Annotated in this window: 10 protein-coding genes; 4 read left to right on the top strand and 6 right to left on the bottom strand. The window is 38.4% G+C overall.

All coding sequences use genetic code 11. The features are described 5' to 3' along the window. Positions 1-107 precede the first annotated feature (107 nt). The 4 genes from ACSSS3_RS17505 to ACSSS3_RS17490 form a co-directional block, all read right to left on the bottom strand. Positions 108-2,528 carry a TonB-dependent siderophore receptor gene (locus ACSSS3_RS17505; RefSeq protein WP_442845709.1) on the bottom strand — a complete coding sequence of 807 codons (2,421 nt, stop codon included), beginning with the start codon at positions 2,526-2,528 and terminating at the stop codon, positions 108-110. A gap of 200 nt (positions 2,529-2,728) precedes the next feature. Continuing rightward, positions 2,729-3,631 carry a cation diffusion facilitator family transporter gene (locus tag ACSSS3_RS17500; protein WP_442845708.1) on the bottom strand — a complete coding sequence of 301 codons (903 nt, stop codon included), beginning with the start codon at positions 3,629-3,631 and terminating at the stop codon, positions 2,729-2,731. Between the two features lie 121 nt (positions 3,632-3,752). After that, complete coding sequence (locus ACSSS3_RS17495; RefSeq protein WP_442845707.1) at positions 3,753-4,118, bottom strand: DUF2200 domain-containing protein; 366 nt, start codon at positions 4,116-4,118, stop codon at positions 3,753-3,755. A gap of 58 nt (positions 4,119-4,176) precedes the next feature. Beyond that, entirely contained in the window at positions 4,177-5,580 is a 1,404-nt protein-coding gene (locus ACSSS3_RS17490) for a sulfatase (RefSeq protein ID WP_442845706.1), read from the bottom strand. A gap of 257 nt (positions 5,581-5,837) precedes the next feature. Here ACSSS3_RS17490 and ACSSS3_RS17485 point away from each other — a divergent pair, with 257 nt between their 5' ends. The 3 genes from ACSSS3_RS17485 (at position 5,838) to ACSSS3_RS17475 (ending at position 8,129) form a co-directional block, all read left to right on the top strand. After that, complete coding sequence (locus tag ACSSS3_RS17485) at positions 5,838-6,611, top strand: zinc-dependent peptidase (protein ID WP_442845705.1); 774 nt, start codon at positions 5,838-5,840, stop codon at positions 6,609-6,611. 159 nt (positions 6,612-6,770) lie between these two features. After that, complete coding sequence (locus ACSSS3_RS17480; protein WP_442845704.1) at positions 6,771-7,895, top strand: formylglycine-generating enzyme family protein; 1,125 nt, start codon at positions 6,771-6,773, stop codon at positions 7,893-7,895. A 45-nt stretch (positions 7,896-7,940) separates the two neighbouring features. Beyond that, complete coding sequence (locus ACSSS3_RS17475; protein ID WP_442845703.1) at positions 7,941-8,129, top strand: hypothetical protein; 189 nt, start codon at positions 7,941-7,943, stop codon at positions 8,127-8,129. Positions 8,130-8,320: 191 nt separating this feature from the next. Here ACSSS3_RS17475 and ACSSS3_RS17470 read toward each other — a convergent pair whose 3' ends face one another. After that, entirely contained in the window at positions 8,321-8,569 is a 249-nt protein-coding gene (locus tag ACSSS3_RS17470) for a hypothetical protein (RefSeq protein WP_442845702.1), read from the bottom strand. Positions 8,570-9,255: 686 nt separating this feature from the next. Next, on the bottom strand, positions 9,256-13,341 hold the full coding sequence (locus tag ACSSS3_RS17465) for a hybrid sensor histidine kinase/response regulator transcription factor (protein ID WP_442845701.1): 4,086 nt from the start codon (positions 13,339-13,341) through the stop codon (positions 9,256-9,258). Between the two features lie 250 nt (positions 13,342-13,591). Between ACSSS3_RS17465 and ACSSS3_RS17460 the strand changes: the two genes are divergently transcribed. Next, positions 13,592-14,695, top strand: coding sequence for a glycoside hydrolase family 43 protein (locus ACSSS3_RS17460; RefSeq protein ID WP_442845700.1), 1,104 nt, complete (start codon positions 13,592-13,594; stop codon positions 14,693-14,695). The last annotated feature ends 55 nt before the right edge of the window (positions 14,696-14,750 follow it).

Here is a 14,750-nt window from a genome sequence, read left to right as displayed (position 1 = left end):
GTCAGGTTGAGCCTGTCGAAACCGATCTTGATAATCAGTAAGTTGAAACTATTTCGACAAGCTCAATATGACATTACCTTGCTTTTTAGACTGCCTCGTCTGAGAATTTAAAAAGTATAGGAAACATTGGCCAGAAGCGCTCTGGGTTGTTGTGGATTAATAGTCGTCCATCCTTTATAATACTCTTCATTAAAAGCATTATTCAGTTTTAATGCGATGCGGTATTTATTGGCCTGGTAAAAGACTGATGCATTGGCAACGGTGTAGGCAGGTAGCACAAATTCGGTAGAAGGACCGTAGATAATGGTAGGACGTTCACTGGCTCCGTTAAACCCAAATCCCAGACCAAAACCGTCGAGTTTACCTTGCTGAAATTCATAATTAGCCCAAAAATTATAAAGTGTCTCAGGACCGGCTTCTAAAGGTCTTAGGTTTACAAGATTTTCAGTATCAGATTTTATGATCTTACTGTCGTTAAAGCTGTATCCACCTCTGATATTTAAACCTTTAACAGGGTTGGCATTAATTTCTACTTCAAAGCCTTTGCTGTTAACTTCACCCCCCTGAATTCGGTTAAAAGGGGATTCAGGATCGGTTATTACCCGGTCTTTTACCGTGATATCATAATAGCTCAGCGTGGCATTCAGGCGATTATTAAAAAGATTGGTTTTGACACCAAATTCAATCTGGTTCGCCTGCTCAGGATCAAAGACTTTTAACGTTTGCTGTCCTTCTGCGGGATCACCTACCAGCTGCGGGGCCACATTGGTAAAACCATTTTGGTAATTAGCAAAAACAGAAAGCTGGTCTTTGATAGGCTGATACACGATTCCTGCCTTGGGCGAAAAGGTAGTTTGATTGTAATCATCGTCAGCAACGTTTAGGTTACCTTCATTATCAAAATGATCGAGGCGTAAACCTACCATTGCAGATAACCGGTCTGTAAAATTAATTACATCAGAAGCATAAAGACTATATATGTGGTAGGTAGATTTTATGTTGTTTACCCCGGCATTTGCCAGCGCAGCATCAACAGCTGCTGTAGAAAGTGGATAGGCCGTAGTTTCGACTTCAGGGGTAAAGGGGTTGTCACCACTGGTCTCGCCATTGGCTTTTACGTTCCCAAAAAATGCGTAACCGGTGCTGTTGTCGGTTTGGGTTTCATTAAAGTAGTCTATACCCAAAAGTACCCTATTGCGAATGCTGCCCAGTTTGAAATCCCCATTAAAATTCTGTTGAATATCGGTGGTTTGGGTATTTGCATTCTGCTTATTGATCTGTCTGGAAAACGTTGTTCCTTCTAAGCGACCATAATCAAAAAGGTACGAGTAATACCCATTAGTTGATGTATTACTTTTTGACAATAAGGTCTGCGACTGCCAAGCATCAGACAATTTGTAGTCCATTTCAAGACGGTAGTTCTGAGTAGGATTTTTGAGCGATAAATCATTACTGGTAAAGGAGAGCTTGTTGTTGTAGCCCAACTCTTCCAGATTTGCGGCTCTGGAAGGAGCGCTTCGGTTTAAGAATAAAAAGGTAGGATTGGTTTGTTCAGCCTGCGTGATTTCACCATAAAATGAAAACGACAAGCGGTTATTTACCCGGTATGAAAGGGAAGGAGCCACAAAGAAGGATTTTCTAAAGCCGGCATCCTGAAAGCTTTGAGAAGTGGTATAAGCAGTATTCAGTCTAAAATAGATTTGATCCTTTTCGCTTAAAGCGGTGTTGAAATCTCCCACTACCTGATTGAATCCGTATGAGCCGGAGGTGAAGGATAGTTCCCCGCCGGTGCCTGCGTAAGGTTTTTTGGTCACCACATTGATGAGGCCGCCATACGAGCTTACCGCGTTTCCAAACAGCGTTGCAGAAGGGCCTTTAAGAACCTCGATGCGTTCGATATTTGCAGGATTAATGGTTCCATTAGTAAGACCAGGAAGGCCATTAACAAGCTGTGGCTGCACCGAAAACCCGCGCAGCGAATAGTAACCTGCGCCATCACCACCTCTTCCGGTAGAAGTCCATAATTGTTCGACGCCCGTTGCATTTTTAAGTGCATCGTCAAAATTAGTCACTACCTGAGATTGCAGTAACTCGTTGGTTATAGTGCTGTAAACCTGCGTGTTTTCAAGGTCTTTGAGCGGTAGTTTGGCAACATAAGCGGTTTCTCTTCGCGAAAACTTATTGCGGCGCTCACCGTCAATCACCACTTCATTGAGGATTTCGTTTCCTTCATATAAAACGATGCTGCCCAGATTACCCGATTGCGCATCAGTAATCCTGATGTTGAGTTCTTTGGTACGATACCCCAGATAAGACAGTACCAGTGTGTAATCTGCAGCTTTAAGGTTTGGGATGCTAAAAGTCCCATCAGTTTGGGTTTGAGTTCCGGTTGTGGTGTTTTTAAGAAATACATTCACACCAGATAGTTCTTTACCTGTGTTATCGGTAACAGAGCCCTGTAAGGTGATATTTTGAGAATAGCACCAACTGCTTAGAAAGAGCATTAAGGTTGGAAAGAAAAATTTCATCAGTTTTTATTTAGACTTGTTATAGATAATAAATTTGGCAAATGTATCATCTACGCTTATTCAATCCAAATTATTTAGATGAATTCTAAATAGAAATTAATAAGACAGTTTAGTTTAAGGAAGGACAAGAGGTCGCAGCTTATTTGGTGTCAGGTATTTAAGCTCAACTACTAAGTCGAAAAAAATTTAAAATAATCTGACTACCGAAGGTTTTTAGTGTGCGGTTTCTCACAGGCGGGTTCTATGTGAATGGTGATATGAGAAATTTCGGGGAGTTCTTCCTGTAATTTATCCTGGAGTTTATGAGCCAAAACGTGCCCGCTGTCTACGCTGATTGTACCGTCAACAATAGCGTGCAGCTCCACCAGATACTTCATACCCGCTTTGCGCACAAAACACTTTTCGGTTCCTTTAATCCCTTTGACGGTAAGTGCGACCTCACGTATGTTTTCAACCACGTCGTCATAGCGGTGTTCGTCCATAATTTCACCTAAAGCAGGCCTGAAAATCAGATAGGCATTGTACAGGATAAAAGCCGAAGCGAATAAAGCAGCCCAGTCATCTGCTGTCTCAAATCCTTTCCCAAATACCAGCGCGATCGAAATACCAATAAATGCAGTAACCGAAGTAACCGCGTCGCTGCGATGATGCCAGGCATCTGCGCGAAGCGACGAACTGTTGGTCTCTTTACTCTTGCGGATTACATAGCGATAGGAAGCTTCTTTCCAGATGATAATAACCGCCAGGACAATAAGCGTCCAGGCTTCCGGCACTTTATGAGGTGTTCTGATGTTTTCAATACTCTCGTAGGCGATTACGGTTGCCGAAGTAACCAGAAACGCCACCACCAGAAAAGTGATCAGGGGTTCAATGCGGGAGTGACCGTAAGGATGATTTTCGTCAGGTGGGCGCTGGGCATATTTAAACCCAATCAGCACAAAAAAAGAAGAAAAGATATCTGCTGTAGATTCAATACCGTCTGCGATAAGCGCATAGGAGTTGCCAAAAATACCCGAAAGAAATTTTATCGCAGCAAGTAATGTGTTACCTATAATGCTGAAATAGATTGCTTTAATAGCCGATTTTTCCGGAGTATTTGCCATAAATCCTGAAGATAAAACTGCCTGGCAAACCTATTTTATTTATTTCAGGAAGGCTCAGGAAATTTGTTAATCTATCTAAAAATACGCTCTGATTTCTAAAACGGAGATTTAAGGTCAGAGTCTAAGGCTTCCGCATAATTTTTTCAAGGACTTTGCCTTTGGCCAGTTCATCAACGAGTTTATCCAGATAACGCACCTTTTGACTTAATGGGTTTTCAATAGATTCTACGCGGTAGCCGCAAATGACACCGGTAATTAAATGAGTATTTGGGTTCAAACTCGCCTGATCAAAAAACATTCGGAAATTAGACTTTTGGTTGATGTGATGGCTTATTGCCGCCTCATCATATCCCGTCAGCCAGCTAATCACAGCATGCAGATCTTCACGGGTTCTTCCCTTTTTTTCTACTTTGGTCAAATAGTGCGGGTATACCGATGCAAAAGACATATTGGCTATGCGCTCATCGGTTTTTGTGGGCTGATTCATCGTTTTACTTTAAACTCTAAAGAACAATTATTCGGTATAAAGGTCTTGAGCTAAATAATTAGTAATCAGGATTTAGATCTTTCATTCGCTTTTTGATCATACCGGTCATTTTTTCAACGGTTTCGGGCTTATCAGCAGCTCTATTTTTAGATTCTTCTTCAGGTGAATTCATAGCGTACAATTCTTTTAAACCATCTTTGTGAATGATAAGGCGATATTCCTCTGTGCGCAGGCTTAGATTTCCGTTGAAATAGGCAATCGCAGGATGACCTTTTTTCTTCGGTTTACTTAAGACGGAATAAAAAGAATGACCCTGAGCAAATTGAGGAATGCTCAGATTAGTGAGTTGGCACAGGGTAGGGAAGAGGTCAATACTTTCGACAAGGGCTTCCGTTTTGATCCCGGCTGCTAGAACACCCGGATATTTTACAATTAGTGGGGAATGCAAAGCCTCTTCAAAAAGCGTATGTTTTCCCCAAACACCATGTTCGCCTAAATGCCAGCCGTGATCTCCCCAAAGCACAACTATGGTGTTCTGGTCAAGACCAGATTCTTTGAGCGCTTCCAGAATTTTGCCAACCTGGGCATCTGCATAACTTACACATGCGGCGTAATGTTTACGTACTTCGGTTGCAAAGCTTGGGTCTGTCACAGGATCTTTTCCCCAAAGATTGTATTGCCTAAATTCGCTGGACTCGTGCCAGGTTGTTCTGCCTTCCGGTTTCTGTGGATTTTTCACATGAGGCAGGTTGGCATCTGCGTATAAATCGTAGTATTTTTTTGGAGCACCAAAAGGCAAATGGGGTTTCAAAAGTCCTACCGCCATAAAAAAGGGTTCCTTTTGATTTTTAAGGTTTTTCAGTTGAGTAACCGCTTCTGAAGCGATAAGACCATCGGGATAAATACTATCATTTCCTGTGGCAGACTGGTAAACGTCCATTTCTGAAGCCTTTTCACGTATTTCACCATGTGCAAGTCCGTGCATAATCCCTCGGGGATGCTGCCATTCTCCTGTGGGAACCAATTGCCGGCTCCAGGCCCCGGGCATTTCTACCTGAGCAGGATCGTTCCAGTCCGGTCCTCCCAAACCGCCGGGATGATGGGAGACCTTACCTATTGCAATAGTAGTGTAACCCTGGCTTTTAAAAAAGCCGGGCATACTGGAGACCTCGGGATTTTCATCCTTTAGTTGAGCAGCCCGTTTAAACAAAGCGTCATTTGTTGAAGGTCCGTATTTACCTGTGAGGAGCGTATACCTTGACGGACCGCAACTGGGAGCGTTTACATAATGCCGGGTGAACATCACACCGTCTTTGGCCAGATTATCTATATGGGGACTGTGTATATAATCTTTACCAAAACTATTGAGTTCAGGCCTTAAATCGTCTATGCATAACAGCAGTATGTTCGGTTTTTGAGTGGAATTGTTCTGGGCAATCAAGGGATTCAAGCCAACTAGCAAAAGACAAAAGTTTACCAGAATTTGATTTATAAACCGAATAGATTTCATTTGCGGCGATATTAAACTTAGGTACTGAATTCTTAAAATTACAGTCAAAAACCCGATTTTAAAGAAATTATTTTCTCAATGTGTGGGTTAATTCAGTCAAAAAAAGCTTTATGATCATTTATTTACTTTTCTGAAAGCCGAAAAGACAATATCAAAATCAGGATTTAGTAAAATTTATCACTAAACTTGTTTCTTTTTGATTTCCACCTATGAGTCTGGCATTACCTATCGCTCTTGTTTTAATTGTTTTCGTGATTTACGCTTTTACCCGCACACGATCCCGAAAAAAAGAAGCTTTTCCTGCAAATTGGCATCAACTTCTACTTGAACATGTACATTTTTATAAACAACTGTCTGAGACCGAACAAAAGCGTTTTCAACAACGCGTGATGACTTTTTTGAGTGAAACCTATATTGAAGGTGTTGATTTTGAGCCGGATGAGCTGGATACCGTTTTGGTTGCTGCCAGTGCCGTTATACCGGTATTTGCATTTAGTGAATGGCATTATACCAATCTAAGCACCGTGTTAATTTATCCCGATCATTTTAATGAAGATTTGGATTTTGACGCCGATCATAAAGAGCGTTTTATAGCCGGTATGATTGGGACAGGTCGCTTTGAACATCAGATGATTTTATCCCGAAAAGCCCTGCACGAGGGTTTTGACCGCAAACGCGATATGCAAAATACGGGAATTCACGAGTTTGTACATCTTATAGATAAGGTTGATGGGGTTACAGATGGAATTCCCGAGCGTTTAATAGAACATAGCTATGTTGTGCCCTGGTTAAAACGCATTCACAAAGAGATGGAAGAAATTAACGCCGATCAGTCTGATATACGAAGTTATGGTGGCACTAATGAAGCTGAATTTTTTGCCGTGGCTTCTGAGTATTTTTTTGAGCAACCAAACCGAATGCGGGTTCAGCATCCTGAGCTGTATAAAATGCTCACGGCGTGTTTTCATTTAAAACAGAAGTAAATTAAGGACTTATATCTTGTTGAACATAGTGCGTACAGCAAAAAACCTTTTTGACTAGATTTGTCATTTGTACATTTCGCCTGTAAATTCTTGCATTGTTTTTATCCTGGGTGTGCAACACATCCTATTTTTTAAATACCTAAAATCCTAATGCATACTATGCTTTTCAATAAAAACAGACTTGTTCAAAGCGTTTTAATCTGTGTTATTCTGGTATGTTTTTCGTGCAAGAATGAGCGTAAAGAGGCTAACACCTCAGAAGAAATTTCAGAAACTCCACAGAAAGTGGGGCATGAGCTAGTTGTGGAGCAGCCCGATTCAATACCCACTCCCGAAGGCATGGTTTGGGTTTCGGGTATTCGGTTTACGCAGGGAGCCGATGCAGGGGATGCCTTAGCCCTGCCTCGTGAGCAACCGGCACATCCGGTTGCTGTAGATGGTTTTTTTATAGATAAGACCGAAGTAACCAATGCTCAATTCAGGAAGTTTACTGCCGAAACCGGTTACGTAACCGTAGCAGAACGTCCTATAGATTGGGAAGAAATGAAAAAGGATTTACCGCCGGGAACACCAAAGCCCGCAGATAGCATTTTGCAACCCAGATCACTCATTTTTAACCGCAAAGCGGAAGACATTACCGATTTAAGAAATTATGCGCAATGGTGGGAATGGAAAACGGGAGCGAACTGGCGACATCCTCAGGGACCGGATTCTACCATTGAAGGAAAGGATAATTACCCCGTGGTTCATATCGCTTGTGAAGATGCTCTGGCCTATTGCGAGTGGGCCAATCGCAAACTGCCTACCGAAGCTCAATGGGAGGCTGCAGCCCACGGAAAAATGCACGGCGGGGTCTATACCTGGGGCGACGATGAGTCTCAACTGACTCAAAAAGCCAATACCTGGCAGGGAAATTTCCCCAATACCAATCTCGCAGAAGATGGCTTCTCGTATGTGGCTCCTGTAGCTTCGTTTGAACCCAACTCACTGGGAATTTACGATATGGCCGGAAATGTATGGGAACTTACTCAGGACTGGTTTTCTGTAAATTATTACGAGAGTCTGGCCGGTAATGAAACGCTCAATCCACAAGGTCCCGCCCAATCTTATAATCCAGAAAATCCCTACCAACAGGAAAAGGTTATAAAAGGAGGCTCATTTTTATGCGACAAATCGTATTGCGCCAGTTATCGTATCTCTGCCCGAATGGGACAAACTCTGGATTCCTCTTCAGATCATACCGGCTTTAGAACCATAGCAACACCTGACCAACTTTCAAAATGAATTTTGATACGAATTGAAAATATGAAACTGCCTAAATCCTGAACTATGATTAGAAATCTGATACTTATATTAATTATAGTGGCGATGCTTCTCACTGTTTTTAATTTTGATTTGGCCGGTTTTGATTTGAAATCTAATCAAACCCTGATATTTCTGAGTGCCGTGGTAATTGCCGTTATTGCTTTGGTTTTAGTGGTATACAATACCCTAAAAACCTCCAAGGGTGAAGAATAAATTTTGGGTAGAGCAGTTTAATAAACACACTAGAAACCTGCGATTCCAATAGGCTTAAGCAGATTTAAAATCAGTCTTAAAGCAATTGGGATCTACAAAACCAGTTATCCAGTAAATACTTCCCATACAGAAAAGTGTACGCAGGATTTCCGGTACAGATATGAAGTAGTAAAATAAATTTGAATGCCGCCTTAACTCAGCGCTTTTGCTATGTCAACATGGATTATCTGTTTTCGTAACACATAAACCAGTTGCATGTTTGTTGCGCAGCCTTGGCTTTTGCGCATTGCTTTCAGCTTTTTCTCAATACTTCCCATCGAGTGGGCACTAAATCCAAAATAGCCAAGAATAGCAGGTAAATCTGAAACTTTGGCTCCGTGAGCTAAAGCACTAATAAGGTATAGCTCGTAATCTGCGAGTGCTTTTAATTTTTCTGACATTTTTATTTGTATAGGGATACCACAAATATAGGTTAAGCAGTAGTCAATCAGACATTAACATAAAGGATTTTTCAATCCTTTGCGTTAAACAGGACTAATCTCTTGTAAAAGATCATATTGAGGATGGTATTCCTGGACTTTATTCAAAACCTGTAAGAGCATTACAAATCAATTTTTGGTACAATTATTTCGCTCCTAAGGTGCAATAGCAGTTATTTATAGTGATTTGTTTTACCTTTTAAGTCTTTTTTTAATTGATAGATGTAGTTTTTCTGTACAAAACTTATACGATTTTTCATTGCGTCGTAGAGCTCTTCAAGCAGGCGCAAATCGTGATATTGCAGGTATCTTTTTCAGGCTACCGGTATAACTGACTGCTCTGGTTACTTAAATTTCCACGCGCTCGCTTCTTATTTGGCTCTGAAATAAGGGCTACTCACTTCAGAAACTTGTAAATTCAGCACAAGTTTCTGAATATTCATAAGTGTTTAAAAAAAGACTGGTTAAAAATTCATCTTTGGATTTTAAGAAAAGTAACCTAATGTTATTTTTACTTTATAAAACTATTATAGAGGTAAGGCTGGAATTTTTTATCCCAATTTATCCGCTTGCTAACCAGTTTAATTTAATAGCCTTTTTTAGTATCAATAGACGATCAAGATACTCTGCAGGGGACATTTACCCCCTTAAATTTTCTGACTAGGCTTGATGGTAGAAGGCGATTTCCCATATTTTTCCTTGAATATTTTTCTGAAATATTTAGTACTTCCAAAACCTACTTCATAAGCTGCTTGTGAAACACTATATCCTTCATTTTTAATGAGATGAGCTCCGTGCTCAATTTTAATATTTCTTATATATTCATTTATACTTTGATCTGTTAATGCTTTTATTTTCCTGTAAAGGGAAGAACGGCTCATCCCTATCTCTTTGGATACAATTTCGACAGTACTAATTCCCTGCTGCATATTCTGAAGAATTATTTCGTTGAATTCAAGAAGGAATTTCTTTTCAACATCTAATAGATTGTTGTCAGCTTCATCAATTTCTGAAAAATCAGACTCAGAAAATAGTTTAAGTAGTTTAGATCTACTTTCAATAAGATTGGAAATTCTAGCTTTTAATAAGTTGACATTAAAAGGTTTGGATATATAATCATCTGCACCTTCTGTATATCCCTTTTCAATAATTTCAAAGTTGCTCTTCGCTGAAAGTAAAATAATAGGAATGTGAGAAGTCTCCTTTTTATTTTTGAGGTGATGACAGAGGTCTATGCCATTTTTAACAGGCATCATTATATCACTAATGATTAAATCTGGTATATTCTCTGTTGCTTTATCTATACCTTCCTCACCGTTTTGTGCGCATATTATATTGTATTCTTGACTTAAAGCTTTATTTAAAAAATTCAATATATCTAAATTATCATCAATGAGTAAGACGAGTTTTTTTGAAGTATCTTGTTTGCTGTTGATAGCTTGAACGTCGAAATCTTTAAATAATTCGAAATCAATATTATTTTGATTTTCAATAACTTTTGTATTTACTGTATCAAGTGCTTCTTCCTCTGGATATTTGTTGACAATCAAATTAGTAGGAATTGAAAGATTGAAAAAGCTACCCTGCCCTTCGGTGCTGGTGACGGTTAAATTCCCCTGATGTAATTCTGCAAAACGTTTTGATAGAGCCAGACCAATCCCGTTACCTTTCTTATTAATGTTATTATCAGATTGATAGTACCATTCGAATATATGTTCTTTGTCCTGAGCATTAATTCCTTTTCCGGAGTCTCCCACTCTTAAAAGTACAGCACTATCATTTTGTTCCAGTATTACTTGAATTTTCCCAAATTTTGGACTAAACTTAATCGCATTAGACATAAGATTGTTAAATATTATCTGCACCTTTTCTAAATCACAATTGATATGTATTGATTTTTGAGGTAATTCTGTAAAGAGCTCAATACATTCTTTTTTCAAAATGGGATCGTAACTTGCTAACCAATTTATTAAATTCTTAGTCAGATTATAGTTCCCAATCTCTAATTCGCTAAGACCCTTTTCACTTTTTCTATATTCGAGATGCTTGTTTATGAATTGCTGTAATTTATAGGCATTTTTCTTTATTATCTTTAAGTGAGACCTAATTTCTTTATCAGGCTTGGATTCTAACAAAATCTCTAGAGGTGCTAGAATTAATGTTAAAGGTGTTTTTAGTTCGTGAGAATAGCTGTTGTAAAATTTAATTCTTTCTTCGTTTAGTTCACTTTCAAGTTTGCGATGCTTTTTTTCAAAATAGAGTGAATTCTTAAGATGAATACGTTCTGAATAGATTTTATGGGCGATCCATAACATGGTCATAAATAAAATGCAGTATAGGACATAGGCGAAATTAGTACGCCAGAATGGAGGAGGTATCACAATCTTAAGCTCTTTGTATAATTGTGAATTTGAAGAACCTGTACCCCTGATTTTTAAAGTGTAATCGCCAGGTGGAATATTACTGAAATTTATACGATTTGAATTCTTCAAGTCAATCCAATTCTCATTAAAACCTTCAAGGATGTAGGAATAGTTTGTTAACTCAGAAAATGGATATCTAAGACTGGAAAAATCGATCGAAAAAACGGTATTATCTACAGGGATGGTAATCTCATCTTTATATAAGATTGAGCTATCAAGAATCGCATCTTCATTATCTGATATTTCAACGGACTTATTATAAACCAGAAGATCCTTTATAATAATAGTTTCTTTGACCGGTGAATTTTTGAGTCTCGATGGGTTGAATTCCAGTAAACCTTTATTACTCCCGAAATATAAATTTCCCCAGCTGGATTTTAGAATTGAACCAATATTGAACTCTGTAGCCTGTGAAATTTTTGTAGAAGTAAATTGTTCAATTTTATTGGTTTCAATATTGTATTTACTTAATCCTTTTGAAGTACCCAGAAACAAGTGTTTTGATTTCCATTTCAATATACTTGTAACGGTATTATTGCTTAAGCCTTCATCTTCGGTAATATTTTTGGCAATTGTGTCACCATGTTTAAAACGAACTATCCCGGAGTCATAGGTACCAGCCACAACTTCATCCGGACTGAGAGCTGTAATACTATATATTACATTGCTATAAAGATTTTTTAAGTTTGCCATGTGATAGGAAACGAAAGTGTTGTTTGAAGTATCATATCTGGCTATACCATTACCCCAGGTTGCAAGCCATAAAACACCATTTTGACTTTCACAAATCCCACGCACATCGATCTTTCCAAACATATCGATATACTCAAATTTATCTTGCTCAGGAATATATTTATATAAACCGCCTCTGTTTGTTCCTACCCAAATCGTATTATTAAAGCTTTCGAATATAACCCTTACATCACTTCCTTCTGAAACAGATCCTTGTAAGTAAGAGTTCCATACACCGGTATCGTAATTGTATTTAAAAAGGCCGCCTTGATAGGTGCCAATCCAAATATTGTTTGAGTGATCTTTTAAAAGAGTGTTCACATAGTTAGTTGATAGTTTATTGTTTGAAGAAAAAACGGAGTATTCAAATTTTCTTGTAGACGGGTCATAAATATCAATTCCTGCACCATCTGTGGCAAGCATTAACTTTTTATTAGGCAATTCTTCTATACCCGTTATTCGATTGTGAATAATCTTATCAGAATCATGAAGGTCATTGCTTAAAAATGAAAAAGCCTCACCGCGTGGATCTACAAAACTTAGACCAGATGAAGTCCCAATCCAGATATTACCTGAACTGTCTTTTTTAAGAGCTAATACCGTCGGGTTTGGAATGCTGGAATTGTCTTCTTTGGGCAGATACCACTTTACTTTAAAATCAGGACTATTATTTAAAAAATCAGTTTTCTTTATAACATTTAAACCTCCAAAAAATGTACCTATCCACAATTGACCAAGATCGTCTTCTTCGATAGCCGTTACTCTTCCATTAGATAATCCTAGGTTATTATATGAATAATTTAGTGACCTTTCGACTCCATTTTTAGCAACAGATTTAAGGCCATCGTTTGAGCCTATCCATAAATTACCTTCTTTATCAAATAATACTGAGTTTATATAAGCTTCATCCTTTGTTGAATAGGGAATCCTTTTGATTTTTTTGGTACTAAGGTCTAATCTATTTAATCCTCCGTCAAAAGTGCCAATCCAAATGATGGAGTCATTTTCTTTTGAAATACATGAAATCTTATTCGAAGATAATGTGTTGGGGTTTTCATCAATACTATTGAAAAATGCATATTCATTTTGATTGTCATCCAATACGTGCACCCCCTCCCCATATACTCCGACGATAAGATGACCATTATTTAATTCTACAATAGAATTGGTGCTGTTTGATAGTCTGCTATTTTTTGATTGGTAAGAATTAAATGTATTTTTTCTTGGGTTAAAAATATTTATCCCGCCATTTGTGGCAATATACAAGTTACCATCTCTCGATTTTTTTATTTGCTGAATAAAGTTATCTGTTAAAGCTGTGCTTCCCTGTTTATAGACTTTAAATTGATTTCCATCATATCTATTAATTCCTTCAGAGGTGCCAATCCAAATAAAACCTAGCTCATCTTCTTCGATTGTTTTGATGATGTTATTAGATAAGCCCTTTTCTACATCAAAATTGAAAAAGGTCAATTTTCTGTCTCCATTCAAATCTTGTCTTTTTGTTTGTTGACTCTGAAGATTCAGGCTTGTCAACAATACAAATAAGTAGATGAATTGTTCTTTATGAATTAACATGTTTAAATTTTTTATTTAACAAATAATTAAACCAAAATGTTTGCTTTTTAAAAAAAATGATGCTCAGCATCCAATTTGGGCGATGAGTACCCTATAATTTCATCATGAGTTACCCATCAATGGGATTGATAATCAGGAATATTGTAGTGTAAATGTTAAAAGAGCCTTAGAAATCCTTTTAATGTTGGTGAAATTAAAAAATTATTTAGGAATGGCGACAAATAATAAAATTCTCTTAATTACTGTATGCTTGGTTTCGACTTTGGTCTTTGCTCAGGAAAATCTAGAGTACAATTCATTTAGCCCTGGTAGCATATGGAATGATACCGATGGGAGTCATATTAATGCCCACGGTGGAGGATTTTACTATGAAGACGGTACCTATTATTGGTACGGTGAGCATAAAGATAGTCATAGCCTCGCTAATGTTGGCGTGCGCGTCTATAAATCGAAGGATTTGTACAATTGGGAAAATTGTGGAGTTGCACTAGCAGTAAGTAATGATCCAAACTCAGAAATAACCAAAGGTTCAGTTATTGAAAGACCTAAGGTAGTGTATAATCGCAATACTGATAAATATATACTGTGGTTTCATCTGGAGTTAAAAGATCAGGGTTACGCTGCAGCCAGGACAGGAGTAGCTATTGGTGATTCACCTCTGGGGCCCTTTACCTACATAAAGTCGTTCAGACCAAATGCCGGGGTTTGGCCGCAAAATTTTTCTGAAGAACAGAAGAACTTCAATTCCGAAGAGTCTAAATATGAATGGTGGACACAGGAATGGTCAGAAGCTTTAGAAGATGGTTTGTACACGCGCAGGGATTTTGAAGGAGGACAAATGTCTCGTGATATGACTGTTTTCGTGGATGATGATGGGAAAGCCTATCACATACGCTCTTCAGAAGAGAATCAAACTTTACATATAGCGCTATTGACAGACGATTATTTAGACTTTACCGACACGTGGGTGCGTGTTCAACCCGGCGGACAAAATGAGGCTCCTGCTGTATTTAAAAGTGGCGATTATTATTATATGATTACATCTGGTCTTACCGGTTGGGATCCTAATGCTGCCAGATCGTTTAGGTCAAAGTCAATGTTGGGCCCCTGGGAGAGTCTCGGTAATCCGGCAAAGGGTAAAGGGGCTAATCTAACATTTAATTCCCAGAGCACCTATGTCTTATCGGTGCAGGGCCTTAAGGATGCCCATATTTTTATGGCTGATCGTTGGAATCCTAAAAATCATCAGGATGGAAGATACGTTTGGCTACCAATTAAAATTTCTGACGGAAAGCCCGTGATTAATTGGATAAATCAGTGGAATATCAAGGATGAATTTTTGAATAACTTTTAAACAAAGAATTATGTAGAAATAACCAAACTAACCCTTAATCGATTTCGTAAAATCA

Source organism: Leeuwenhoekiella sp. H156 (genome assembly GCF_052218455.1).
GTDB classification, from domain to species: Bacteria; Bacteroidota; Bacteroidia; order Flavobacteriales; family Flavobacteriaceae; genus Leeuwenhoekiella; species Leeuwenhoekiella parthenopeia.
The sequence above is the reverse complement of the archived record's forward strand: the minus strand, read 5'-3'. Positions and strand labels throughout refer to the sequence as shown.

What these genes read in the sequence shown, in the direction of transcription:
- ACSSS3_RS17485 (WP_442845705.1), top strand. Translation starts at nt 5,838, where the DNA reads ATGAGTCTGGCATTACCTATCGCTCTTGTTTTAATTGTTTTCGTGATT.
- ACSSS3_RS17465 (WP_442845701.1), bottom strand. Translation starts at nt 13,341, where the DNA reads ATGTTAATTCATAAAGAACAATTCATCTACTTATTTGTATTGTTGACA.
- ACSSS3_RS17470 (WP_442845702.1), bottom strand. Translation starts at nt 8,569, where the DNA reads ATGTCAGAAAAATTAAAAGCACTCGCAGATTACGAGCTATACCTTATT.
- ACSSS3_RS17505 (WP_442845709.1), bottom strand. Translation starts at nt 2,528, where the DNA reads ATGAAATTTTTCTTTCCAACCTTAATGCTCTTTCTAAGCAGTTGGTGC.
- ACSSS3_RS17500 (WP_442845708.1), bottom strand. Translation starts at nt 3,631, where the DNA reads ATGGCAAATACTCCGGAAAAATCGGCTATTAAAGCAATCTATTTCAGC.
- ACSSS3_RS17480 (WP_442845704.1), top strand. Translation starts at nt 6,771, where the DNA reads ATGCTTTTCAATAAAAACAGACTTGTTCAAAGCGTTTTAATCTGTGTT.
- ACSSS3_RS17475 (WP_442845703.1), top strand. Translation starts at nt 7,941, where the DNA reads ATGATTAGAAATCTGATACTTATATTAATTATAGTGGCGATGCTTCTC.
- ACSSS3_RS17495 (WP_442845707.1), bottom strand. Translation starts at nt 4,118, where the DNA reads ATGAATCAGCCCACAAAAACCGATGAGCGCATAGCCAATATGTCTTTT.